A 24490-nucleotide genomic window follows, 5' to 3' on the forward strand; every position below is an offset into this window, starting at 1 on the left:
CCGTTTCGCTTCATTCCGCCACGACAACTGCTTCCGTCGAACAATCAGTCAGTTGTGATCATGAACGAGCCAGCACTCGCCTTCCGCCCCCGACTCGTGTCCGCATCGACCAACTCCAGCGCGCCACTCCCGTCTACGCTCGACGGTCGCGCTCTGCAGGTTGCCGAGGAGGCCTACCGGAAAGTGCTTGCTCTTCAGCCAAGGCATTTCCGGACCCTGTGCAGCCTTGCGACTGTCCGCCTGCAACTCGGCGACGCGCAGGAGGCACGAACCCTGCTCGACCGGGCCGCGGACGCGGCGGGCGACTCGGCAGACCTGCACTTGACGGTCGGAAAGGCGTTCGCAGGTTTGGGCGACCTCGCCAAGGCGACATCGCATTTCGCGCGCGCTGCCGCACTCGACGAATCCTCGATCGAGCCCCGCCTGCTGCTCGGCGGCGCGCTGTACGGCCTGGGGGATCCCGCAGCGGCCGTCCGGCACCTCGAACTGGCGCTTGCCATCGATGGCACGAACCCGGACCTCCACCAGGCGCTCGGACTCGCCCTGCAGCGGCTCGGCCAGTCCGAGCGAGCGATGTCGCATCATGAGGCAGCGCTTGCGGCGAGGCCGCAATTTGCGGCAGCAGCCAGCAGTCTCGGTGATGCCTGCCGGCAGCTCGGCCGGCATCCGGAAGCCATCGCTCACTATACCCGAGCGCTCGCCATCGAGCCCAGGATGCCGACGGTCCTGCTCAATCTCGGGGGCTGTCATCAAGCGATGGGCGAACTGGATGCCGCCATTCGCACCTTGCAGCAGGCGCTCGCGTTGAGCCCTCATCTCGCCGAGGCGCACTACAATCTCGGCAATATCCACCTCGACATGAAGAGCTGGCCGGGGGCGATTTTCCACTACGAGCGAGCCGTCACTGAGCGGCCGGACTTCCCCGAAGCGCACAACAATTTCGCCAATGCGCTGCAGTCGGCGGGCCGGCACGAGGAGGCCCTGTCCCACTATGACGAGGCACTGCGGCTGCGACCAGACTACGCCATTGCCCACCGCAATCGCGCCGACTCGCTGCGGAACGTGCAGCGCTACGACGAGGCCATCGCCGGATATCAGGCCGCTCTTGCGCACGATCCCGGCGACACCACGACCATGAACCACCTTGCGGGCGTCCTGACGATCGTGGGCCGGCTCGACGAGGCGGCGCGTGCCTACGAATCCGCACTGGCTGTCAACCCGCGCAGTATCGGCACGCACCTCAACTACGGCGTGGTCAAGCCGTTCGCGGTCGACGACGCGCGCTGGGCGCCCTTGCAGGATCTGGCCGCGAGATCGGAGACGCTCACCGAGGATGCGCGCATCGCCCTGCACTTCACCCTCGGGCGGGCTTATGCCGACATCAAGGACGGCGAACGGTCGCTGGTCCACCTCAACGCCGGCAATGCCCTCGAGCGCCGCCGCATCAACTATGACGAGAACCAGACGCTGCGCCAGATCGAGCGCATCCGCGCGGTGTTCTCCCGGGACATGCTACAGGCGCGCGCAGGCCATGGCGATCCATCGCACGCGCCGGTGTTCGTCATCGGCATGCCCAGGTCCGGCACCAGCCTGATCGAGCAGATCCTGGCCAGCCATCCCGCCGTGCATGGCGCCGGCGAGGTCAACTACTTCGCGGCAGCCGCGGGGCTCTTCACCGATCGCGCCCGCGGCGACTATCCGGAGATGCTCGCCCAACTGTCCGATGCCGATGTCACCGCCCTCGCGCGCGCCTATCTCCAGCGTTTCACGGAGCTTCCGGCGAGTACCCAGCGCATCGTCGACAAGATGCCGTCGAACTTCCTGTTCGCAGGGCTCATCCATCTCGCGCTGCCGAATGCGCGCATCATTCACGTCCGGCGCAATCCGATCGACACGTGCCTGTCCTGCTACACGCAACTGTTTGCCGAGCCGCAGCCATTCGCCTATGACCTCGCCGAGCTCGGTCGCTACTACCGGGCCTACGAGGCGCTGATGAGCCATTGGCGTGCGGTCCTGCCGCAGGGCGTCATGCTCGAACTGTCCTACGAGGACGTCGTGCGCGATTTCGAGCCGAATGCCCGCAAGATCGTCGCGCATTGCGGGCTGGACTGGGATGAGGCCTGCCTTTCCTTCCACGAGAACGAGCGCCCGGTGAACACCGCGAGCGTGGTGCAGGTGCGCAAGCCGCTGTTCACCGGATCGGTCGGCCGCTGGCGCATGTATGGCGACCGGCTGAAGCCGCTGCTCGATGCGCTCGGCACCGAGGCCCTGCGGCCGACGATCGCCGAGGCGATCGCGGGCATGACGCAGCCTCAGCCCGGCAACGTCGCCCCGCCGGTGGTCACGCCGACGACGGACTCGCGCCCGTTCGACGCTACGCGGCTTGCGTCCCTGCAGACGCTGGCAGACGGCGTGGTCGCCGTCGCCAAGAGGCTGCAGAGCCGCGGCGAAATCAGCGATGCCGAACAGATCTTCAAGCTGATCCTTGCCGGCCAGCCTGCCAATTTCGACGCCCTCATCGGCCTCGGGATGATCTCAACCACGGCCAACCGGCTCGACGAGGCCAAGGACTACTTCCAGCGCGCGGTGGCGGTAAACGACAAGTCCGCCGAAGCCCATGGCAGCATCGGCGCTGTCGAGGCCTCGGCGGGGCGCTACGACGTAGCGGTGCAGCATTACGAGACCGCATTGTCGCTGTCGCCGAGCCATCCCGGCATTCTCTACGCCTTCGCCATGGTCCGGCAGAACCAGGGCCTGATAGACGAGGCGATGGCTCTGCTCCGGCGGGCGATCGACAACAAGCCGCAGCACCTGGACGCGCATTTCGCGCTCGGCAACCTGCTGTATACGGCGGGCAAGGACATCGAGGCGGCGAAACACTACCTCAAGGTCCTCGACTTCAGCCCGGAGCACGCCGAGACCCACAACAACATCGCCAACGTGCTGCTGCGCCAGGGCCATCGCGAACGTGCCATCGAGCACTACAAGCGGGCGATCGCGAGTCGGCCCGACTATGCCGACGCCTATGGCAACCTCGGCAACGCCTTCCTCGAGCTCAACCGGCTCGAGGAGTCGATCGAGCAGAACCTGCTGGCCATCAGGATCAAGCCGGAGCGCTTCGGCTCCTACAACAATCTCGGCGTCGCCTACCAGGCGCTCGGGCGCTTCGAGGAGGCGACGGCGGCGTTCCAGAAGGCCTTGGAGCTGGCGCCGGACGATGCGCCGATCCACCTCAATCTCGCGAACATGTCGAAGTTCAAGCCGGACGACAGCCGGCTTCCGAGTCTGCGGCAGCTCCTCGAACGCGTCGACCAGCTCGATCAGGAGAAGCAGATCGCAGCGCATTTCGCGATGGGCAAGGCGTTGTCCGACCTGAAGGACTACGACCAGGCCTTCTCACATCTGCACAAGGCCAACACCCTCAAGCGCAAGACCTTCGACTACGACTCCGAGCAGCGGCTCGGCATGATGAAAAATGTCGCGGCGCGCTTCACCCCCGAGTTCTTTCGCACGGTTGAAGGGCACGGCGACAACTCCTGGGCCCCGATCTTCATCGTCGGCATGCCGCGCTCTGGAACCACCCTGATGGAGCAGGTGCTGGCCAGCCATTCCAAGGTCTTCGGCGCGGGCGAGCTCGAGACCTTCAAGGAGCTCGTCGGCGAATGCGCCAACCGCCAGAAAGTCGTTCCGGCCTATCCCGATCTGATCACGCTTCTGCCACCCGAGGAGATGACGAAGATCGGGCAGGAATACACAGCCCGCGTTCGGACGCTGGCGCCGGAGGCCGAGCGTATCGTCGACAAGATGCCGCTGAACTTCCTGTTCGTCGGGCTGATCCACGCAGCATTCCCGCGCGCTAGGATCATCAACACGCGGCGCGACCCGCTCGACAATTGCGTCTCCTGCTACTCGCTGCTGTTCACCGGAGCCCAGCCCTTCGCCTACGACCTGACCGAGCTCGGCCACTACTACCGGGGCTATGAGAGCGTGATGGACCACTGGCACCAGGTGCTGCCGCCCGGCATCCTGATGGACGTTCAATACGAGGATCTGGTCGACGACCTCGAGGGCGTGTCACGCCGCGTGCTCGCCCATTGCGGGCTCGACTGGGAGGATGCCTGCCTCGACTTCCATCGCACCGAGCGCATGGTGCGCACGGCGAGCTTGATGCAGGTGCGCGAGCCGATCTACCGCCGTTCGATCGGAAGCTGGCGCCGCTACGAGAAACATCTCGGACCACTGTGCGCCGCGCTCGGCATCGACCATCCGCCGCCGGAAGCCACATGACCGCCGGCAAATAACCGGGTGCTGTTGCCCAGGGATCGGTGACAGGCGCGGCACCCGGCTATCCGGCCGCGCGGCGGAGCGGCTTGAGCATTGTGCTGCAGGGCCTTTAAGAAATTATCTTCGTCATATGCAGAAGCGTCAATTTTACTACGCAGACGGCCAACTGATAATACAATCACAAGTTCATTGACCTCTTCAGCCATTGGCCGAGGGGAATTGCGTTCGCAGACCGACCAGATCGCGTCCATTGAGCCGGCAGGAGTAGCGTCTTCGGTTGTCTTCATCAGTTCGGCTGATAGTTCGATCCTTTTAGTTGAGGTGTGTCGACCGATATGCCGTGATGCAGCAACCGGCCTTGACACAACCTTTCGGCGAGCCGCCGGTACCTATCCTGACTCCCGGTCCATCTGAAGCTGCAGCCGGCACCAAAGAGGGCGTGTCATCCGCCACGGTCATCTCGGCCTGCATCTTGATGGCGGCCATGGCGATCGGCGCGCCGATAGGCGCGAAGGGCCCTGCCCCAACTCTGGCTCGGAGCGGCTTTCCCGTTCCCGTTTGGGTCCCCAACGCCTCGGCCGGCCGGACGAAGCCAGACTGTGACGACGGCCCAGCAGGCGCTTGACCTGGAGGCCAAGGCTTGGTTTGACCCGTTTCATCCGGTCAGAGTCCGACCGGATCCAGCCCCCAACCGTGGAAGATCCCTGACCATGCGCATCACTCTCGTCGGCTCCCGCCATTTCGGTGTCGCCACACTGAACATGCTGCGCGAGAGAGGAATCGAGATCGCGCGGGTCGTCGTTCATGATGGCGAGGACCGGCTCGCAGCAGCGGCGCGGGCGGCCGGGATCGAGGTCGTAGTCCAGGCCAATCCGAAGGTCGTGCCGGCGGGGGAGATCGCCCCCGACACGGACCTGATCGTCACGGCGCATAGCCACGCCCGCGTCACCCATGAGGCGGTCGCAGCCGCCCGGCTCGGCGGCATCGGCTACCATCCGTCGCTGCTGCCGCGTCACCGGGGCATCGCTGCGGTGGAGTGGACCATCAATGAAGGCGATCCGATCGCCGGCGGCACCATCTATCACCTCGCGGACCGCATGGATGCGGGCGCCATCGCCGCTCAGGATTGGTGCTTCGTCAAGAAGGGCGAGACCGCCCGCGAGCTGTGGGAGCGCGCGCTGGCGCCGCTCGGCCTCAAGCTGCTCGGCGATGTCATCGAATCGGCCAAGGTGACCGGCACGATTCCGGCCAAGCCGCAGGACGAGCAGTTCGCGACCAACGCGCCCAGCCTCACCCCGCACTGAGCATCCGATCGCATCGCCCCGACAATTGCGTCGTCGCTCCAGCCGGCGCGCTCCTGTGCCCTGCGACGGCAGCATCACCTGCCATTGCAAGGCTGTGACGCTGGTCCGCTCGTGGGGTGCGCGAAGGCGCAGTTTGCCCATAATGCCGCCCGAATGGTTCAAGGCGGAGTTCCGCATTAATCGTTAATGAGCTGAAATTGCTCGATAAAATTCCGTTGCGGCGGTGCGGCAAATTTTCGTCACAATTCTTCCAAATAAGGTCCTGATCAAACGACATTGAGGGACAACGATTCATGCGTCTCGACCGCATTGGAATGGCTTTCGCCGCGTCGATCCTGGTGGGTAGCTCGGCCGCCCCCGCATTCGCCCAGTCGCCCTATGACGGCCAGTGGCAGGTGACGATCGTGACCAACAGTGGCACCTGCGAGCCCACAGCCAGCTCGACCTTGATCGTCGCAGACGGTAAGATTTCTGCGGCTGGCGCCAATGTGTCGGGTTCGATTGGACGCGAAGGCCTCGTCAAGGTCTCCATCAATGGCGCATATGCGAATGGGCAGCTCAACGGCAATTCTGGCTCGGGCAAGTGGAACGGCGCCTCGGCAGGTATCCCCTGCAGCGGCCGCTGGCAGGCTTCGCGCCTGTAACGGCGCGCAGCACGCGCTCCTGAAGATGGTGCGGCGGCTCGCAGCCGCCGCCGTCGTTTTGACGGCGGGTGTGACCGCTTCGCCGGGGCGCGCCGATCCCGGTCCCTTCACCGCCTTGGCCGGAACATGGGGCGGCAGCGGCACGGTTGCCCTCGAGGACGGCTCAACCGAGCGCATCCGGTGCCGGGCCCGTTATGGCGTCTCGGGACCGCGGATGACGCTCGTCCTGACCTGCGCCAGCGATGCCTACAAGTTCGCTCTGCAGGCCGAGGTGATCGCCGAGGGCTCCGCCATCTCGGGAACCTGGAGTGAGTCCAGCCGCGGAATCAGTGGCGTGCTGCAGGGACGCGGCGGCGGCGGCAACTTCCAGCTGGTTGCAACCACCGCCGGCTTCAATGCCAACATCGCGCTCGCCACCCGCGGTAACAGGCAGTCGGTATCGATCCGGGCCGACAGCCAGTTCCGCGCAGCCAACATTTCAATGTCGCGGTGATCCCGATCAGCCGCTGCGCTTGGCGCCGGGGACCGCACCTGCGGATGGCGCCGGAGCCAGCTGCGCGGCGGTGCGCTTGATGGTCTTGGCGACCAGCAGCGCCTGCTCCCGCGTCATGGCAAAGTCCTGCACACCTTTATGGGTGGTCAGCGACAGCACCATGAGATGAGGCTCCCGCTCCGGCCAGCCAGTGGCAAAGGCGGTCACGAAGTCGGCTGAAGCGGCGCGTTCGGTCATGTCTTGTCTCTGGCTGCCTTGGGCTGTTTCACGGGCTGTTTCGCGGCGGTCGCTTTAGGACGAAACACAGCCACACTCCACGTTTTTCTCGATGACACGCGTCCGTCGCGAGCAAAGCCTGTAGCGGCGTTGATGCACTGCACCGTTGATTTCATTTGCATTGCTCTGCACGCGAGGTGATACAGCGCGCCTTCGCCGCCCTCCTCCCTGTCCCCACCACCTCATGCATCGTCCCGCTTCGAAACTGATCGCCGCACTGTGGATGACGGGCTGGCTCAGCCTGATGCTGGTGATGGCGGTGGCCGGACGCGAAGCCATGCGCGAGCTCAACGTGTTCGAGCTGATGGAGCTGCGCTGCCTGATCGGCCTGGTGATGCTGTCGCCGGTCATCGCACTGAGCGGCGGCTTTGCGAGGCTGCGCACCTCGCGGCTCAAGCAGCACGCGGCGCGCAACCTCGTCCATTACGGCGCGCAGCTCGGCTGGTTCTTCGCGCTCACCTTGATCCCGATCGGCCAGGTGGTGGCGATCGAGTTCACGATGCCGATCTGGACGGCGCTGCTGGCAGCAGCCTTCCTCGGCGAGCGCATCACCCTGTTCAAGCTGGCGGCGATCGGGCTCGGCCTCGTCGGCGTCGTCGTGATCGTCCGCCCGGATACCGGGGCGGTCAATTCGGGACAGCTCATCGCGCTGGCCGCCGCGGTCGGCTTCGGCATCTCGATCGCTCTGGTCAAGCTGCTGACGCGCACCGAGCCCACCGTGTCGATCATCTTCTGGATGCTGGTGGTGCAATCCATCGCCGGTCTCATCCCCTCGCTCGTATTCTGGATGCCACCATCGGCCACGACCTGGGGCTGGATCCTCCTCGTCGCCTTCTGTGGGACCTTCTCGCATTTCTGCATGGCGCGCGCGCTGCTCTACGCCGACGCCACCATCGTGGTACCCATGGATTTTCTCCGCGTTCCGCTGACCGCCACCGTCGGCTGGCTGGTCTATGCGGAGCGTCTCGACGGATTGACCGTGCTCGGCGCTGGGTTGATTCTCGCCGGAAACTTGCTGAACCTGCGTCCGCCGCAACCTCGGCCCGTGCCGATCGGCGGTTCGGCAGGGACCTGAGGCGCCGGGGAGCCCCTGCCTCCCCTCGAGCGACGTGATTCGGATCACGAAACGGGCGCGCTACACGCGACCGTCGTGGATCTGGCGCAACACCCGCGAACTGGTTTGTGGCGGAATCGTGATTTTTTGCTCGGGAACAAGACTTTTCGCGCCGATCCGCGACAAATGCTGCAGTGAACGCTTCGCTTGATCGTTGGGGGATCTCCTGATGCGCTATCTCACCGTCGCCCTGTCCCTGCTCTGCATGGTGCTGACCGCTGAAGCCGCCAAGGCCGACCGCCGCGTCGCCTTTGTCGTCGGAAACGGTGCCTATAAGAGCGTGGCTCAATTGCCGAACCCGCCGGTCGATGCCAAGGCCATGGCGGCAACCCTGCGCAACGTCGGCTTCGACGTCGTCGAGGGCACCAATCTCACGCGCGACAAGATGACCGAGAAGCTGCTCGATTTCGGTCGCAAGGCGCAGGGCGCCGATATTGCGGTGTTCTATTACGCCGGGCACGGCATCGCCATTGCCGGCACCAACTACCTGCTGCCGGTCGACGCCGACCTGAAGTCGGAAATGGACGTCAAGCTGGGCTCGGCCATCAACATCGACGTGACCCTCGACCAGACGATGGGGGACGCCAAGGTCAAGCTGGTGTTCCTCGATGCCTGCCGCGACAATCCGTTCGCCGCCAAGATCAAGTCGAACTCGCCGACCCGCAGCGTGTCGGTGCAGACCGGTCTGGCCGAGATGAAGTCCGGCGAGGGCACGCTGATCGCGTTCGCCACCGGCCCGGGCCAGACCGCCCTCGACGGCGAGGCCGGCGCCAACAGCCCGTTCACCCGCGCGCTGATCTCGCACATCGCCCAGCCCGGCATCGAGATCCAGCAGGCCATGACGGCGGTGCGCGCCCAGGTCAATGAGGAGACCAGCAAGGGCCAGTTGCCCTGGGGGCATACCAACCTGATCGGCGCGGTCTACCTCAACCCGGCGGCTGCCCCTGCTGCAACGGCCGCCACGGCCGGGACGACGCCGGCCGTCGCGACGGCCACCGTGACCGCGGGCGAGGCCGAGCTCGAATTCTGGCGCTCGGTGAAAGATTCCAACAAGCCGGAAGAGCTCAACGCCTATCTCGCGACCTACCCGAACGGGCAGTTCAAGTCGCTGGCGATGGCGCGCATCGCCGCGATCGAGAGCGGCGCCATCAACACCGCGACGCGCAATGTCGCCAAGGGCGTCGATCCCGCCACCTACACCGAGGAAGGCAGCCAGGTCAGCGAGGATCAGATCGGCCTCGACAAGACCAAGCGCCGCGACGTGCAGCGGCGGCTGACCGGCCTTGGCTTCGACACCAAGATGACAGGCGTGTTCGACGACCAGACCCGCGGCGTCATGAAGCGCTGGCAGGCGGCCCGCGGCTATCCGTCGACCGGATTCCTGACCAAGCTGCAGCACAAGGCGCTGCTGGCCGAGCCGCAGCCGGCGCCGGCGACCGCCGCAGTCGGTGACGAGGCCAAGCCGCGACGCGCCAAGCCGGCCGGCAACGTCGCTGCCGGCGGCCCGCCGCCGCAGGGCGCGCCCGTCTATCGCAATCCGCCGCCGCAGGACAACGCGGGAAACGCCGCCGGCGCTGCCTTCATCGGTGGCATGATGGGCGGTGTGCTCGGCAGCGCGCTGCGCCGGTAAACGTCGTCGTCTCCCCCACGTCAAGAGCCCGGAGCACGAGCTCCGGGCTCTTTCGTTAGAATAATGCGGCCGCCCTCAGAGCCCTGCCGCCTTGCGCAGCGCCGCATTGATGCGGTCCTGCCAGCCCGGCCCTTCAGACTGGAAGTGCTCGAGCACGTCCTGGTCGATCCGCAACGTCACCTGCTCGCGCACGCCAGGGACCGCCGCCTTCTTCGGCGGCGCCTCCACCGGCTTGGTGGTCACCTTCTTGAACGCGGCCTCGGCCTCGGTACGGGCGTCAGCGAGGGTGCGGGGCCGCCGCGGCTGGTCGGCCATGATCAGATCCCCTCGAACAGCGCGGTGGACAGATAACGCTCGGAGAACGACGGCACGATCGCCAGGATTGTCTTGCCCGCGCTTTCCGGTCGCTTGCCGATCTCGATCGCGGCCGCAATCGCCGCGCCCGAGGAGATACCGCCGGGAATGCCCTCGTTGCGGGCCAGCGCACGCGATGTCTCGATCGCGGTCGTGCTGTTGATCTTGACGATCTCGTCGATCACGGACCGGTCGAGAATGTCGGGCACGAAGCCGGCACCGATGCCCTGGATCTTGTGCGGCGAGTGCTGGCCGCCCGACAGCACCGGGCTCTCCTCCGGCTCGACCGCGACGACCTTGAGGCCGGGCTTGCGCGACTTCAGCACCTGGCCGACGCCGGTGATGGTGCCACCGGTGCCGACGCCGGCGACGAAGACGTCGATATTGCCGGCCGTGTCGTTCCAGATCTCCTCGGCCGTGGTGCGACGATGAATGTCCGGATTGGCGAGGTTCTTGAACTGCTGCGGCATCACCGAGTTCGGCGTCGTCCGCAACAGCTCCTCGGCAGTGGCGATCGCGCCCTTCATGCCCTGCGACGCCGGCGTGAGCACGATCTCGGCGCCGAGGAAGGCGAGCATCTTGCGCCGCTCCACCGACATCGACTCCGGCATCACCAGCTTCAGCTTGTAGCCGCGCGCCGCCGCGACGAAGGCCAGCGCGATGCCGGTATTGCCCGAGGTCGGCTCGATCAGCACGGTGTCGGGCTTGATCACGCCGGCCTGCTCCATCGCCAGGATCATGCCGACGCCGATCCGATCCTTCACGCTCGCGGCGGGATTGAAGTATTCCAGCTTGGCGAGGATGGTCGCCTTGACGCCATGCTGCTCCGGCAGCTTTCGCAACCGCACAATCGGCGTATTGCCGAACGCGTCGACAATTGAATCAAATACGCGCCCGCGTCCGGGACGCTGTGCTGACGACTCCATGAAATCACTCCTCTGCGCGCCCCGCGCGACATCGACAACGCTTCTGACCATCTTCAGCGAGCCTGTTGCGCTGCGCAAGCACGTTTGCGCGATCTTAAGACGATCGCGGCGCACAACAAGTCGTGGCTAAATTGCGAAAAACCAACGCATTTGTGTTGCGACAAGGTCAATAAACCGGGTGTATGTTTGACTTCAGCCGGACGAAAATTCATGATGCAGGTCGACGGCAACCCGGGCGGACATCAGCAAGATGTCATCTTCGGAGTGATACAATCGGGGCGTTCGTGCCAAACGACAGCGCCGTTGTAGAACAGACATAAGAACAGACCACCCAGACAAACTCTTTGTGTGACGGACTTGATATCCGCGAAAAGTTGGACTCGTCGGAAATAGACCCGTTCGAACGCGACTCGTTCGAAATCGACCCTTTCGAAATTGACGTCGTTCAAGCAGAGATCGCCCACAAAGAGATCGTACAGGAGGTCAATATGTCAGCACTCGCTGATCTCGTGTCGACCGCAACCGCCCGCCCGAATCCCCGCGGCTGCGATCTGCCGACATGCCCGGTCTGCGCCGACTCCATGATTGCCGCGGAGGCGTCGGCATACTTGGCCGACAATGCCATCAGCTATCTCTGGACCTGCGACACCTGCGGCTATGGCTTCGTCACCAAGCACTCCGTGAAAAGCCGTTTCGTCTGCAACTGAACGGCGCCAGGGCGAGAGAGTTCCGCGACGCGATATCACTGCCGTCCGTCGCTACGGATCGCACAACGGTCGGCCACCGGGCAGGTCGGCAATGCATCACCAGCACGATTTCATGTGGGCCGGCGCATAGGGGCGGGCTCACAACAAGCTGACGGCCTTCACCTGACGCGGCCGTCAGCCGGCGCGCGGGGCGATGTCGCCGCGGGCCCAATCCGCCTTGGTGCGCTCGTAGAATTCCGTGAAGCGCCCCTGTGCGATCGCCTCGCGCATCCCAGCCATCAATTGCTGGAAATAGGCAATGTTGATTTCCGACAGCAGCGTCGCGCCGAGCGCCTCGCCGGCCTTGATGAGATGATGCAGATAGGCGCGGGCATAGCTGCGCGCCGCCGGCCACGGGCTCTCTTCATCCAGCGGACGCGGGTCGTCGGCGTGACGCGCGTTGCGCAGGTTCACCGGCCCGAAGCGCGTGTAGGCGACGCCGTGGCGGCCGTTGCGGGTCGGCAGCACGCAGTCGAACATGTCGATGCCGCGCCTGACCGACTCCAGGAGATCGTCAGGCGTGCCGACACCCATCAGGTAGCGTGGGCGGCCGGCCGGCAGTGCCGGAGCGGCCGCCTCGATCATCTCGAGCATGACCGCCTGCGGCTCGCCGACGGCCAAGCCGCCGATCGCATAGCCGTGGAAGCCGATGTCGACCAGCGCCTGCGCGCTGGCGACGCGTAGCGCGGGCACGTCGCCGCCCTGCACGATGCCGAACAGCATGTAGCCTGCCGGCGCACTCTCGAAGGCGCGGCGGCAGCGTTCGGCCCAGCGCAGCGACAGCCGCATCGCGCGCTCGATGTCGTCGCGCTCGGCCGGCAACCGCACGCATTCGTCGAGCTGCATCGCGATGTCGGAGTTCAGCAGGCGCTGCACCTCGATGGCGCGCTCCGGCGACAGCTCGATTCTAGCGCCGTCGATGTGCGAGCGGAACGTCACCGCCTGCTCCGTGACCTTGCGTAAGCCCGATAGCGACATCACCTGGAAGCCGCCGGAATCCGTCAGCATCGGACCGCCCCAGCCGGTGAAGCGCTGCAGGCCGCCGAGGGCGGCGATGCGCTCGGCCGTGGGCCGCAGCATCAGATGATAGGTGTTGCCGAGCACGATGTCGGCACCGGCCTCGCGCACGTCCCGCCAGTGGATCCCCTTCATGGCGCCGGCGGTGCCGACAGGCATGAAGGCCGGCGTGCGGACCACGCCATGCGGCGTCGTCAGCCGGCCCGTGCGGGCCGCGCCGGAGGTCGCGAGCAATTCGAAGTGGTTGGGAAGGTCGCCAGCGGGAGAGCTCATGGCCGGCTTATTGCGTCAGGACGGCCCCCGATTCAACCGCGATGGCGCCGTTTTCGCCCATTTCGGCCGTTGACGGCGGTTCCGACCGCCCCTATGGTCCCGCGCCATGTCGATCTTGACCAAACGCACGACGAAAACCACCAAGCCCACGAGGGCCTCGGGAGGCGTGCGCGCGTAGTCGAACTCGATTGCGACCATCTTCGAACCGAAGCCCCGCCTGATGAAGGTCCGGGGCTTTTTTATTGCCCGAATTTCAACCGGAGACCTGAGACGTGCCCCACGATCCCACCATTGCCATCGTCGGCGTGACCGGCGCCGTCGGCGCCGAGTTCATCGCCACCCTGGACCGCCGCAACGTCCGCGTCGGCAAGCTCAAGGCGCTGGCGAGCGCCCGCTCGGCCGGCCAGACCGTGACCTTCCGCGGCCAGACCATCGTGATCGAGGAGCTGACCGAACGCTCCTTCGAGGGCGTCGACATCGCGCTGTTCTCGGCCGGCAGCGGCATTTCCAAGAAGTTCGCGCCGATCGCCGTGCGTTCCGGCGCCGTCGTGGTCGACAATTCCTCGGCCTTCCGCATGGACCCGAACGTGCCGCTGGTCATCCCGGAGATCAACGCCCGCCGAATCCGCGACCACAAGGGCATCATCGCCAATCCGAACTGCGCGGCGATCACGGCGCTGGTGCCGCTGTGGCCGATCCATCAGAAGAACCGCATCAAGCGCGTGATCATCTCGACCTATCAGGCCGCCAGCGGCGCCGGTGCGGCGGCGATGGACGAGCTGGTGCAGTCGACCCGCGCGAGCCTCAACGGCCAGGTCTACGCGCCCAAGGTGATGCCGCATCCGTTCGCCTTCAACCTGTTCAGCCACAACACCGCCATCGATCCCGAGACCGGCTACAACGACGAGGAAACCAAGGTCATCAACGAGACCCGCAAGATCTTCGAGGACGAGGGCATTGCGATCGGCGTCACCTGCGTGCGCGTGCCGGTGCTGCGCGCCCATTGCGAGTCGATCACCTTCGAATGCGAGAAGCCGATCACGGAAGATGAAGTCCGCCGCATCCTCGCCACCGCGCCGGGTGTGCGCGTCGTCGACGACCGCGCCAAGAACCACTTCCCCATGCCTGTCGACGCGTCGGGACAGGACGACGTGCTGGTCGGGCGCATCAGGAAGGATCTGTCCGATCCGTCAGGCCACTCGATCGCGATGTTCGTGGCCGCCGATCAGCTGCTCAAGGGCGCCGCGCTCAATGCGGTGCAGATCGCGGAGCTCTTGCCGGAGCGCGCGATGGCGTAGCTCTCAGAGCGAACTTGCAGGGTGGGCCTTTTGCCCACCCTACGGCTCGACGATGCGCTCGTCTGGCTGACGAAACAACAGGCACGCATCGCCATACGAATAGAAGCGATAGCCGCTGCGGATCGCATGCGCATAGGCCGCGTGCATCGTCTCCAAGCCGGCGAAGGCCGAGACCAACATGAAGAGCGTCGAGCGTGGCAGATGGAAGTTGGTCATCAGGATATCGACCGCGCGGAAGCGATAGCCGGGCGTGATGAAGATCGACGTCTCCGCCTCGAACGGCGCGATCGTGCCGTCGGGCTGCGCCGCGCTCTCCACGAGCCGCAGCGACGTCGTGCCGACCGCAACGATGCGGCCGCCCTTGGCGCGCGCCTCGTTCAATGCGGCCGCCGTGTCCGGCGTGAGACTGCCCCACTCCGCATGCATGCGGTGGCCCTCGGTATCCTCGACCTTGACCGGCAGGAACGTGCCGGCGCCGACATGCAGGGTGACACGCTGCAGCCCGACGCCGCGCTCGCGCAGCCGCTGCTCCAGCGTCGGCGTGAAATGCAGCCCAGCCGTCGGCGCAGCCACCGCGCCCTCTTTGGCCGCGAACATGGTCTGATAATCTGTCGCGTCCTGCTCGTCTGCGGGCCGCTTGCCGGCGATGTAGGGCGGCAGCGGCGGCCGGCCGAGATCGGCGATCGCTTGGTCGAGCGCGAGCCCATGGAACACAAAGGACAGCGTCAGCTCGCCCTCCTCGCCCTTGGCCTCGACGGTGGCGTCGAGATGGCCGAGCAGGCAGACCTTGCCCTCGTTGCCGAACCGGATCGTATCGCCTGGCGCGAGCTTCTTGGCGGGCCGCACCAGCGCCTGCCAGCGCGAGCCGTCGAGCCGCTTGATCAGGGTCGCCTCGATCTTCGCTTCGGTCTCGCGGCTGATGCGGCGACCGGACAGCTGCGCCGCGATCACCTTGGTGTCGTTGACGACGAGCTGATCACCGGGCTCCAGCCAGTCCGGCAGGTCGGCGACCGTGCGGTCGCGTAAGACACCGTCGCCCTGCACCACCAGCATGCGCGCGGACTCGCGCGGGCTCGCCGGGCGGAGCGCGATGTTTTCGGGGGGAAGATGGAAATCGAACAGGTCGGTGCGCATCGTCGTTCTGGGACGACCATCGGCCCTTCATTCCGGGGAGCGTGCGACAGCACGCGTCGCGAAGGATGAAGGCCCGACTGTCTGCCTCATGGTGCGAGAACGCGTGCTGCGCACGCGCCTCACCGTGAGGATCGCAAAGTCTACGCCGCGTCGGCGGCCATGTAGGCCTTCACGATCTTGTCCGGGTTTTGCACCGGCTCGCCGCGCTTGATCTTGTCGACGTTCTCCATGCCCTCGGTGACCTTGCCCCAGACCGTGTACTGCTTGTCCAGGAAGCGGGCGTCATCGAAGCAGATGAAGAACTGGCTGTCGCCTGAATCCGGATTGGCCGCACGGGCCATCGAGGTCGTGCCGCGCACATGCGGCTCGGCGTTGAACTCGGCCTTCAGCTTCTTGCCGGAGCCGCCGGTGCCGGTGCCCTGCGGACAGCCGGTCTGCGCCATGAAGCCGTCGATGACGCGGTGGAAGACGATGCCGTCGTAGAAGCCCTCGCGGACGAGCTCCTTGATGCGCGCGACATGGCCGGGCGCGAGATCGGGACGCATCTCGATGGTGACGGGGCCCTGGGTGGTTTCGAGGATCAAGGTATTTTCGGTCACAGCCATGCTGGTCTCTCGGTTTTTGTGGAATTGACGGGGGTCAGGACAAAGTAAATCCTGGGTCTGAAATGTCGCGGCGCCTTCCCATGTGCGGCCGTCACCCCTCCTGACGGCGATCCGAGCACGACGAGGCCCGCGATGCTGGTCGAGAATAGACCCAATGCGCTTAAAGCTGAAGCCACCGGCCCTGTCGATGTGACGGGGCGGCAGAATCGGCATGCCTCCGCGACGTGGCAAAAGGTTCCTTAATGCCTGAGGGAACCGGGCGCGAGACCCAGGTGCCCTGCTTTCTCGGACCTACTTGATGTCCGAGGCGACCTGCACCTTGACCATCTTGTCGGGATCGGTCACGGCGCCGCCCGACGAGCCCGGAGGCGCCTTCTTGAGCTTGTCGACGACGTCCATGCCCTGCACGACCTCGCCGATCACGGTGTATTGGCCGTTGAGGAAGGAGGCGTCGCCGAAGCAGATGAAGAACTGCGAGTTGGCAGAATCGACGCTATCGCCCCGGCGCGCCATGCCGACGGTGCCGCGCTTGAACGGCGTGCTCGAAAACTCCTGCTTCAGGTTCGGGTACTTCGAGCCGCCGGTGCCATTGAAGTTCTGGCCGTCACCGGTCTGCGCCATGAAGCCGTCCATGACGCGGTGGAACGGCACGTTGTTGTAGAAGCCTTCGCGCGCCAGCGTCTTCAGCCGCTCGGCATGCTGCGGCGCCAGATCGGTGCGCAGCTTGATGATGATGCGGCCCTTGGTGGTGTCGATGACCAGGGCATTCTGCTTGTCGAGCCCGGCAGGCAGCGACTGGGCCAACGCCGGCAATGCGAACACGAGAGCAAAGACGAAAGCGAGAGCGCGGATCATGGCAACTCCGATGGCATGAGACGATGAGGAGAGGAAGGCACCGCCGGAAGCGGCCGGTGCCTGAAGGATCAGTTGAACTTGGCCTTGAGACTTTCGGCCACCGACGGCGGCACGAAATGCGAGATCTCGCCGCCCATGGCGGCGATCTGGCGAACCAGCGTGGCGGCGATCGGGCGGACACTCACCGAGGCTGGAACGAACACCGTCTGGACCTGCGGTGCCATGGTCTGGTTCATGCCGGCCAACTGCATCTCGTAGTCGAAATCGGTGCCGTCGCGCAGGCCCCGGATCATCATGATCGCGCCGGCTTTTTCCGCGGCCGTGACGGTCAGATTGTCGTAGGTCGAAGCCTCGAAGCCGCAGCCCGCAGCGGCTGCGACGGGGCCGAAGATCTCATGCGCCATCGCCAGCCGCTCCTCGGTCGAGAACAGCGGCTTCTTGCCATGATGCACGCCGACCGCAACGATCAGGCGATCGCAGAGATGAACGGCCTGCCGGACCACATCGAGATGGCCGTTGGTGACGGGATCGAACGAGCCCGGATAGAGCGCAATGCGTTGCATGCGCCCGTCCTATACCGCCGGGAACAGGCCGGCAAGCCACCGCCAGGCCCGCTGGCGTGGCTGTGATGGGCAAAGAGTGGCCGAGACTGCACCGCAATGAAATGAGGTGCGACGCCGGGGGGCCGGAACTGTGGTCGGCTACCGCGATTGTTTCATCGGAACTTGGGACATGAAACACGCCGGGCCGAGAAGAAACCAATTCGCCCGTCCCGCGAAGACGTCTCGAAACCCGAGCTGATTATCAAATCCTTAACGAACAACGGGCCGAACGGCCCGGACAGGGGACCGTCATGATCAAAGCGCTATCTGCAGTCGCAGCTGCCGGCTTGGTGGCTGCCGGCATCACCGTCCTGCCCGGCTTCGCTCCTCAGGTTGAAGCCAGCGTGCCGCGTCCGCTCGCCAAGGCGGACCGCCTGGACATTCGCCCGATCGGCCGCGACTGCTCGCAGCAGGCTTGGCCGAACTTCGAAGCGGGCTGCCTGCGCAGCGCCGGCACCAGGGGAACGATCCGCGAGGCCAGGATGGTCTCCGTCGAGCGGACACAGTAAGGGCGAATAGCGAATAGCGAATAGCGAATAGCGAATAGCGAATAGCGAATAGCGAATAGCGAATAGCGAATAGCGAATAGCGGGAAGACTTGATTCCTCCTCTATTCGCTACTCCCTATTCGCCATTCGCAACTCACTCGCCATTCGCACCTTCAGTCCCGTTCCCACCGGTGCCGTTCTCGGTCTCCTCGCCGATATGCTCCACCGAAACGACGTGCTCATCATCGGCGGTGTCGAACACGATGACGCCCTGGGTCGAGCGTCCTGCGATGCGGATGCCGTCGACCGGGCAACGGATCAACTGTCCCTTGTCCGTCACCAGCATGATCTGATCGCCATCCTCGACCGGGAATGAGGCGACGAGCTTGCCGTTGCGGTTGTTGACGGACATCGCGACGATGCCTTTGCCGCCGCGGCCGGTGGTGCGGTACTCGTAGGACGAGGTGCGCTTGCCGTAGCCGTTGACCGAGACGGTCAGCACCACCTGCTCCTGCGCGGACATCTCGACATAGCGTTCCTGCGACAGCTGGATCGCGCCAGCGGCCGCCTCCTCGCCCTCGGTCTCGACCGGCTCCTCGGTGGCAGCATCGCCCGACATCGCCCGGCGCATCTTCAAATAGGCCGTACGCTCGTCCGAGGTCGTCTCGACATGGCGCAGGATCGACAGCGAGATCACCTTGTCACCGCCGGCGAGCGCGATGCCGCGCACGCCCATCGAGGTTCGCCCGGTGAAGACGCGCACATCAGTGACCGGGAAACGAATGCACTGGCCGCCGGCCGCAGTCAGCAGAACGTCGTCGCGCTCGGTGCAGATCTGCACGTTGACGATCTCCTCGCCCTCGTCGAGCTTCATCGCGATGATGCCGGAGCGGCGCACGTCGACGAAATCCGACAGCTTGTTGCGGCGGACATTGCCGCCGGTGGTGGCGAACATCACGTCGAGATTGGCCCAGGAGGATTCATCCTCCGGCAGCGGCATGATCGTGGTAATGCGCTCGCCCTGCTCCAGCGGCAGGATGTTGATCAGCGCCTTGCCGCGCCCGTTGGGCGCCGCGATCGGCAGCCGCCAGACCTTCTCCTTGTAGACCTGGCCGCGCGACGAGAAGAACAGCACCGGCGTGTGCGTGGAGGCCACGAACAGCCGGCTGACGAAATCCTCCTCGCGGGTCTGCATGCCCGAGCGGCCCTTGCCGCCGCGACGCTGCGCCCGATAGGCCGACAGCGGCACGCGCTTGGTGTAGCCGGCATGCGACACGGTCACGACCATGTCCTCGCGCTGGATCAGGTCCTCGTCCTCGACCTCGCCTTCCTGCTCGGCGATCACGGTGCGGCGCGGCGTGCCGAACTCCGCCTTCACGGCGGCGAGCTCGTCCTTGATGATGCCCTGAACCCGCGCCCGCGAGCGCAGGATGTCGAGATAGTCGTTGATCTCGACCTTGAGCTTGTCGAGCTCGTCGGAAATCTCCTCGCGGCCGAGCGCGGTCAGGCGCTGCAGACGCAGGTCGAGAATGGCCTTGGCCTGCTCGAACGACAACCGGATGGTGCCGTCCTCGGCCAGGCGATGGCGCGGATCGTCGATCAGCGTGATGATGGCCTCGACGTCGCGCGCCGGCCAGTCGCGCGACATCAACGCCTCGCGCGCCGTCGCAGGATCGGGCGAGGTCCTGATGACCCTGATGACCTCGTCGATATTGGCCACGGCCACGGCAAGGCCGACCAGGATATGAGCGCGGTCGCGCGCCTTGTTGAGCAGGAACTTGGTCCTGCGCGTGACGACACGCTCGCGGAACGCGACGAAGATCGTCAGCAGGTCCTTCAACGTCATCGTCTGCGGGCGGCCGCCGTCGAGCGCCAGCATGTTGGCGGCGAAGCTCGTCTGCAGCGGCGTGAACTTGTAGAGCTGGTTGAGCACGACGTCCGGCACGGCGTCGCGCTTCAGCTCGACGACGACGCGGTAGCCGTCGCGGTCGCTTTCGTCGCGCAGGTCGGCGACGCCTTCGATCTTCTTCTCGCGCACCAGCTCGGCGATGCGCTCGACCATCGTGGCCTTGTTCACCTGGTAGGGGATCTCGGAGATGATGATCGCCTCGCGATCCTTGCGGATCGTGTCGATCGTCACCTTGCCGCGCATCATGATCGAGCCGCGGCCCAGATGGTAGGCCGAGCGGGCGCCCGCGCGGCCAAGAATGATGCCGCCGGTCGGGAAATCCGGCCCCGGAATGATGTTGATGAGGTCATCGATCGTGAGCGCGGGATTGTCGATCAGCGCGATGCAGGCATCGATCACCTCGCCGAGATTGTGCGGCGGGATGTTGGTGGCCATGCCGACCGCGATGCCGCCGGCGCCATTGACCAGCAGGTTCGGATATTTGGCCGGAAGAACCGACGGTTCCTTGTCCGAGTTGTCGTAGTTCGGCTGGAAGTCGACGGTGTCCTTGTCGATGTCGTCGAGCAGCGGGATCGCCGACTTGGCGAGCTTGGCTTCGGTGTATCGATAGGCGGCCGGCGGATCGCCGTCGACGGAGCCGAAATTGCCCTGGCCGTCGATCAGCGGCACGCGCATCGAGAAGTCCTGCGCCATGCGCACCATGGCGTCGTAGATCGACTGGTCGCCATGCGGATGATATTTACCGATGACGTCGCCGACCACGCGCGCGGACTTGACGTATTTCTTGTCGGGCGTGTGCCCCTGCTCGTACATCGAATACAGGATGCGCCGGTGCACGGGCTTGAGGCCGTCGCGCGCATCGGGCAGCGCTCGCGACACGATCACGCTCATCGCGTAATCGAGGTAGGAGCGTTTCATCTCGTCGAGGATGGAAACGGGACGAATGTCGGAAGGTCCGCCCGGCTCGCCGGGCTTCTCATCTTCTTTATCGGACAAAGGGGATACCGGTCGGTTTTGACACGCGAAAATCGCTTGGAATCATATAGCGCAGGAGCGCGCCGCAGGCCACCCCCAAACCGAGGTGGGCCGCGCTTTTTCTGCTCGCCTTTCCAGGGACTTAACCACATGACACGGCTCCGCGAGGCTTGCTCGGGAACCGTCTCTGGCTAGGGCCCGAAGACCACCTTGTGCATGATCCGTCCGGGCAGCAGCGTGAACAGTCCGGCAATCACGAGGGCACCGGAAAACAGCGTGATCATGGCCCGGCGATGGGCCGCCACCCGATGGCGGTGCGCAGCCCACACCGCAAGCGGCAGCACGGCCAGCGTGTAGAGCGACAGCAGGTGGATCGGGCTCCATGGCCCGACCAGCCGGATGGTGTGGATCCAGAACGAGCTGGCTGCAACGGCAACCATGAGCGCGACCCAGACCCAGCCGATCGTTCGATGCGGCAAGGTCCCCTTCGGGGCCGCGAACTGGACGAGTCCCAGCGCAAACGCCGACATCGCGGCGACGGCGTGCAGCAGGACGGAGGGTTCGGCGGCGAGCAGCGGTGCGAAGCTCATGCAACACCCCCGTGGTCAGACGGCAGCGGCCTGAACGTCGTGCGGCCGCCCCTGCGCCTCAGAACGGAATGTCGTCGTCCATGTCGCTGTTGCGTCCGCCACCACCGGCCGAGGCGACCGCGCGGCGCGGCGGCGCCATCGACGGACCGCTGCTGCCGAAATCGCCGCCACCCATGTCATCGGAGAAGCTGCCGCCACCGCCGCCGCCCCGGCCATCGAGCATCGTCAAGGTCGAGTTGAAGCCCTGCAGAACGACCTCGGTCGAGTACTTCTCGACACCGCTCTGGTCGGTCCATTTGCGGGTCTGCAGCGCGCCCTCGATGTAAACCTTGGCGCCCTTCTTCAGATACTGCTCGGCGACCTTGCAAAGACCCTCGTTGAAGATCACCACGCGGTGCCACTCGGTCTTTTCCTTGCGCTCGCCGGTCGCCTTGTCGCGCCACGTTTCCGACGTCGCAATGCTCAGATTGGCGATCGGCCGCCCATCCTGCGTACGCCGGATCTCGGGGTCCTTGCCAAGATTGCCGACCAGAATCACCTTGTTCACACTACCCGCCATCACCACTCTCCCGCGGTTCTCGATCATCGGACCGGCCGTCCACACCGGCCTCACGGCGTCCGGTGGCTAACCCTTCCTCTCGCGGCGGACCCTATACGGTTGCCGCGCGGTCCACCCGCCCTGTCCATTGCTTATCCACATATAGCAGGCGGAAAGCCATTGTTCCAGTTTTGTTCGCACACATATGTCCACAACCGTGCGTCGAGTTCCGCGGAACTCGATGGAACCGCAACTTCTCGCAAATGGAACCCGGAAAAAGTTCCCTATTCACGAAAAAGGGATTAATTTTCATCAAGTTAGCTCGCCGCACTTCCTCCTCGGCTGTGGCTTTTGGGAGACGGTATCCAGGGTTGAATAGCGTATATTTCTGGACGGATTGGGGCCGCAAGCGTGGTCGCACCAACTTCACAGAAGTGCGTCTCCGGGGACCAATTGGAGACGCCCAACGCGGGAGACTTGGGATGAAAAGAATTTTTCTCGGAGCTGTCAGCTTAATGGTTTTGGGGGCGCTGACGCCGGCGGGAGCCGCCGATCTCGCCGCCCGCCCGTACACGAAGGCCCCGGTAGTGGCGCCGGCGCCACTTCCGACCTGGGCCGGTTTCTATCTCGGTCTGCAGGGCGGCGGCGGCTGGGGCCGAAGCAAAGAGACCTTCTTCGGAGCGCCCAATACGGCGATCTTTGCCGGCACCCAGAACTATAACACCAGCGGCGGCTTCATCGGCGGTGTGGTCGGCTACAACTGGCAGGTCGACAACATCGTGTTCGGTCTCGAGGGCGACTATCACTGGGCCGACATCAACGGCCGGTCGGGCGTCATCAACGCCGGTCTCGGCGATACCTACTTCACCAGGCTGCGCGGCTTCGGCGACATCAAGGGCCGCCTCGGCTGGGCTGCGGGTCCGGCGCTGTTCTTTGTCAGCGGCGGCGCTGCCGTCGGCGATCTCCAACACCGCTACGACGCAGCGCTCAATGGCGGCGCGGCGAATAGCTTCGCTCAGAACAACTGGCGCTGGGGTTGGACGATCGGTGCCGGCGCCGAGTACATGTTCGCGCCGAACTGGTCGGCCAAGGTCGAATACAACTATCTCGACTTCGGCAAGAGCTCGATTCAGTACAGCGCGGTTCCGGCCAATCGCTCCGAGTGGAGCGACACCGTGCACACCGTCAAGGCCGGCGTCTCCTATCACTTCAGCGGCCCGATCGTGTCGCGCTACTGATTGCACGCGCAAATCGAATGTGTCGAAAGGCCGGCTTCGCGCCGGCCTTTTTTGTGTGCCAGAACCGGTACTTGCTGGGCCGTTGTGTCATTTGGGTGACGGCTTTTTACGACGGAAGGGGCTATCAAGGTCCGGCGGGTGGGCGTTGGTGAGAGTGTGCGTGCGGGCGTCGGACTTGGTTTGGGGAATGCGATGAGAAGGCTGTTGCTGGGGGCGACAACTTCGCTGGCGCTGGGGATTGCGCCGGCCATCGCTGCCGACTTGCCCGCGCGCACCTTCACCAAAGCGCCTGCGATGATCACGACGATCTATGATTGGAGTGGCTTCTATATCGGCCTGAATGCCGGTGGCGCATCGGCCCGCACCTGCTGGACCAACAAGGTCAGCTTCGCTGGCGTGGCCGCAACCAACGCGGAAGGCTGCCATGACGCAACCGGCGCGCTGGCTGGCGGCCAGATCGGCTATCGCTGGCAGGCCGGCGGCTGGGTGTTCGGCGTCGAAGGCCAGGGAAACTGGGCCAACCTCAAGGGCAGCAACACCGGCCAGTTGGTCCCGCCCGTGACCAACCAGACCAAGATCAATGGGATCGGCTTGCTCACCGGCCAGATCGGCTATTCCTGGAACAACGTGCTCTGGTACGTGAAGGGCGGCGCCGCGGTTGCGGGTGAGAAGTACAACGGTCTGTCCACGGCAACTGGCGGTGTGCTCGACCAGTCCAGCGCCACGCGCTGGGGTGCGGCTGTCGGCACCGGCGTCGAGGTCGGCTTCGCCAAGAACTGGTCGGTCGCAGCCGAATACGAGCACCTGTTCATGGGCAACCGCACCCTGGGCTTCTCGGGCGTTCCCGGTGGAGCCGCGGGCCGGACCGATGCGGTCGGCCAGGACGTCGACATGGCGACGGTCCGCGTGAACTATCGCTGGGGCGGCCCCGTCGTATCCAAGCACTGACTTTTCCAAGCGCTGACCCTCGAGGACTGGTGGTCGAGGGTCTGACGCGCCAAGCGCTCACCCGCCCCTCGCGCTTCGGGACAGCTCTGCGATCTGCACGACCGGTCGCGATCTTTACCAGCGCTTAAGTACGTTCGGCACATCCCGCCACGCGCCTGCTCCCGATCACGAGTTTAGAAAGCAGTCTCTCCTACAACCAGCAACAGGCCACCTTCGCGTGGGCCCGGATCGGAGGGATCCGGAGCGTGG

22 protein-coding genes are annotated in these 24490 nt (G+C 65.1%); 11 read left to right on the forward strand and 11 right to left on the reverse strand.

Features of this window, described 5'->3' with window-relative positions; all coding sequences use genetic code 11:
* The first annotated feature begins 60 nt into the window (after window positions 1–60).
* The 4 genes from QX070_RS16625 (at window position 61) to QX070_RS16640 (ending at window position 6725) form a co-directional block, all read left to right on the forward strand.
* On the forward strand, window positions 61–4287 hold the full coding sequence (locus tag QX070_RS16625; protein WP_315738092.1) for a sulfotransferase: 4227 nt from the start codon (window positions 61–63) through the stop codon (window positions 4285–4287).
* 707 nt (window positions 4288–4994) lie between these two features.
* Window positions 4995–5588: a formyltransferase family protein gene (locus tag QX070_RS16630; protein WP_315738093.1), complete on the forward strand. Its 594-nt coding sequence runs from the start codon at window positions 4995–4997 to the stop codon at window positions 5586–5588.
* A 293-nt stretch (window positions 5589–5881) separates the two neighbouring features.
* Window positions 5882–6232, forward strand: a complete 351-nt coding sequence (locus QX070_RS16635; protein WP_315738094.1) for a hypothetical protein — start codon at window positions 5882–5884, stop codon at window positions 6230–6232.
* A gap of 25 nt (window positions 6233–6257) precedes the next feature.
* On the forward strand, window positions 6258–6725 hold the full coding sequence (locus QX070_RS16640) for a hypothetical protein (RefSeq protein WP_315738095.1): 468 nt from the start codon (window positions 6258–6260) through the stop codon (window positions 6723–6725).
* 6 nt (window positions 6726–6731) lie between these two features.
* Here QX070_RS16640 and QX070_RS16645 read toward each other — a convergent pair whose 3' ends face one another.
* Window positions 6732–6962, reverse strand: coding sequence for a hypothetical protein (locus tag QX070_RS16645; RefSeq protein WP_315738096.1), 231 nt, complete (start codon window positions 6960–6962; stop codon window positions 6732–6734).
* 223 nt (window positions 6963–7185) lie between these two features.
* Between QX070_RS16645 and QX070_RS16650 the strand changes: the two genes are divergently transcribed.
* The gene (locus tag QX070_RS16650; protein WP_315738097.1) at window positions 7186–8076 is read left to right on the forward strand and encodes a DMT family transporter; all 891 of its coding nucleotides are present in this window, start codon (window positions 7186–7188) and stop codon (window positions 8074–8076) included.
* 208 nt (window positions 8077–8284) lie between these two features.
* Window positions 8285–9745, forward strand: coding sequence for a caspase family protein (locus QX070_RS16655; protein ID WP_315738098.1), 1461 nt, complete (start codon window positions 8285–8287; stop codon window positions 9743–9745).
* 75 nt (window positions 9746–9820) lie between these two features.
* Here the strand turns inward: QX070_RS16655 and QX070_RS16660 are convergent, their stop codons facing one another.
* Together QX070_RS16660 and cysK are read right to left on the reverse strand one after the other, a co-directional pair.
* Complete coding sequence (locus QX070_RS16660) at window positions 9821–10060, reverse strand: BrnA antitoxin family protein (RefSeq protein ID WP_315711784.1); 240 nt, start codon at window positions 10058–10060, stop codon at window positions 9821–9823.
* A 2-nt stretch (window positions 10061–10062) separates the two neighbouring features.
* Window positions 10063–11025 (reverse strand): cysteine synthase A, encoded by a 963-nt coding sequence (gene cysK, locus QX070_RS16665; RefSeq protein WP_315738099.1) that lies wholly within the window; start codon window positions 11023–11025, stop codon window positions 10063–10065.
* A gap of 488 nt (window positions 11026–11513) precedes the next feature.
* Between cysK and QX070_RS16670 the strand changes: the two genes are divergently transcribed.
* Window positions 11514–11732 (forward strand): hypothetical protein, encoded by a 219-nt coding sequence (locus tag QX070_RS16670; protein ID WP_315711782.1) that lies wholly within the window; start codon window positions 11514–11516, stop codon window positions 11730–11732.
* Window positions 11733–11906: 174 nt separating this feature from the next.
* On the opposite strand, the gene tgt is transcribed toward QX070_RS16670, so the two are convergent.
* Window positions 11907–13061, reverse strand: coding sequence for a tRNA guanosine(34) transglycosylase Tgt (gene tgt, locus QX070_RS16675; RefSeq protein WP_315738100.1), 1155 nt, complete (start codon window positions 13059–13061; stop codon window positions 11907–11909).
* 272 nt (window positions 13062–13333) lie between these two features.
* Here tgt and QX070_RS16680 point away from each other — a divergent pair, with 272 nt between their 5' ends.
* Window positions 13334–14359 (forward strand): aspartate-semialdehyde dehydrogenase, encoded by a 1026-nt coding sequence (locus QX070_RS16680; protein ID WP_315738101.1) that lies wholly within the window; start codon window positions 13334–13336, stop codon window positions 14357–14359.
* Window positions 14360–14398: 39 nt separating this feature from the next.
* Here QX070_RS16680 and queA read toward each other — a convergent pair whose 3' ends face one another.
* The 4 genes from queA to coaD form a co-directional block, all read right to left on the reverse strand.
* Complete coding sequence (gene queA / locus QX070_RS16685) at window positions 14399–15493, reverse strand: tRNA preQ1(34) S-adenosylmethionine ribosyltransferase-isomerase QueA (RefSeq protein WP_315738102.1); 1095 nt, start codon at window positions 15491–15493, stop codon at window positions 14399–14401.
* Between the two features lie 140 nt (window positions 15494–15633).
* Window positions 15634–16098 (reverse strand): peptidylprolyl isomerase, encoded by a 465-nt coding sequence (locus QX070_RS16690; protein ID WP_315738103.1) that lies wholly within the window; start codon window positions 16096–16098, stop codon window positions 15634–15636.
* A gap of 291 nt (window positions 16099–16389) precedes the next feature.
* Window positions 16390–16953 carry a peptidylprolyl isomerase gene (locus QX070_RS16695; protein WP_315711771.1) on the reverse strand — a complete coding sequence of 188 codons (564 nt, stop codon included), beginning with the start codon at window positions 16951–16953 and terminating at the stop codon, window positions 16390–16392.
* A gap of 68 nt (window positions 16954–17021) precedes the next feature.
* Window positions 17022–17516, reverse strand: a complete 495-nt coding sequence (coaD, locus tag QX070_RS16700) for a pantetheine-phosphate adenylyltransferase (protein ID WP_315738104.1) — start codon at window positions 17514–17516, stop codon at window positions 17022–17024.
* 290 nt (window positions 17517–17806) lie between these two features.
* On the opposite strand from coaD, the gene QX070_RS16705 reads away from it, so the two are divergent.
* On the forward strand, window positions 17807–18064 hold the full coding sequence (locus tag QX070_RS16705) for a hypothetical protein (RefSeq protein ID WP_315738105.1): 258 nt from the start codon (window positions 17807–17809) through the stop codon (window positions 18062–18064).
* Window positions 18065–18197: 133 nt separating this feature from the next.
* Here QX070_RS16705 and gyrA read toward each other — a convergent pair whose 3' ends face one another.
* The 3 genes from gyrA to QX070_RS16720 form a co-directional block, all read right to left on the reverse strand.
* Window positions 18198–20948 (reverse strand): DNA gyrase subunit A, encoded by a 2751-nt coding sequence (gene gyrA, locus QX070_RS16710; protein WP_315738106.1) that lies wholly within the window; start codon window positions 20946–20948, stop codon window positions 18198–18200.
* A gap of 170 nt (window positions 20949–21118) precedes the next feature.
* The gene (locus tag QX070_RS16715; RefSeq protein ID WP_315738107.1) at window positions 21119–21517 is read right to left on the reverse strand and encodes a DUF2306 domain-containing protein; all 399 of its coding nucleotides are present in this window, start codon (window positions 21515–21517) and stop codon (window positions 21119–21121) included.
* A 58-nt stretch (window positions 21518–21575) separates the two neighbouring features.
* Window positions 21576–22076 (reverse strand): single-stranded DNA-binding protein, encoded by a 501-nt coding sequence (locus QX070_RS16720; RefSeq protein ID WP_315738108.1) that lies wholly within the window; start codon window positions 22074–22076, stop codon window positions 21576–21578.
* 461 nt (window positions 22077–22537) lie between these two features.
* On the opposite strand from QX070_RS16720, the gene QX070_RS16725 reads away from it, so the two are divergent.
* Both QX070_RS16725 and QX070_RS16730 read left to right on the forward strand, forming a co-directional pair.
* Window positions 22538–23293 (forward strand): outer membrane protein, encoded by a 756-nt coding sequence (locus tag QX070_RS16725; protein ID WP_315738109.1) that lies wholly within the window; start codon window positions 22538–22540, stop codon window positions 23291–23293.
* A 192-nt stretch (window positions 23294–23485) separates the two neighbouring features.
* Entirely contained in the window at window positions 23486–24241 is a 756-nt protein-coding gene (locus QX070_RS16730) for an outer membrane protein (protein WP_315738110.1), read from the forward strand.
* Window positions 24242–24490: the final 249 nt, after the last annotated feature.

It is taken from the genome of Bradyrhizobium sp. SZCCHNR1093 (genome assembly GCF_032381175.1).
Lineage (GTDB): Bacteria > Pseudomonadota > Alphaproteobacteria > Rhizobiales > Xanthobacteraceae > Bradyrhizobium.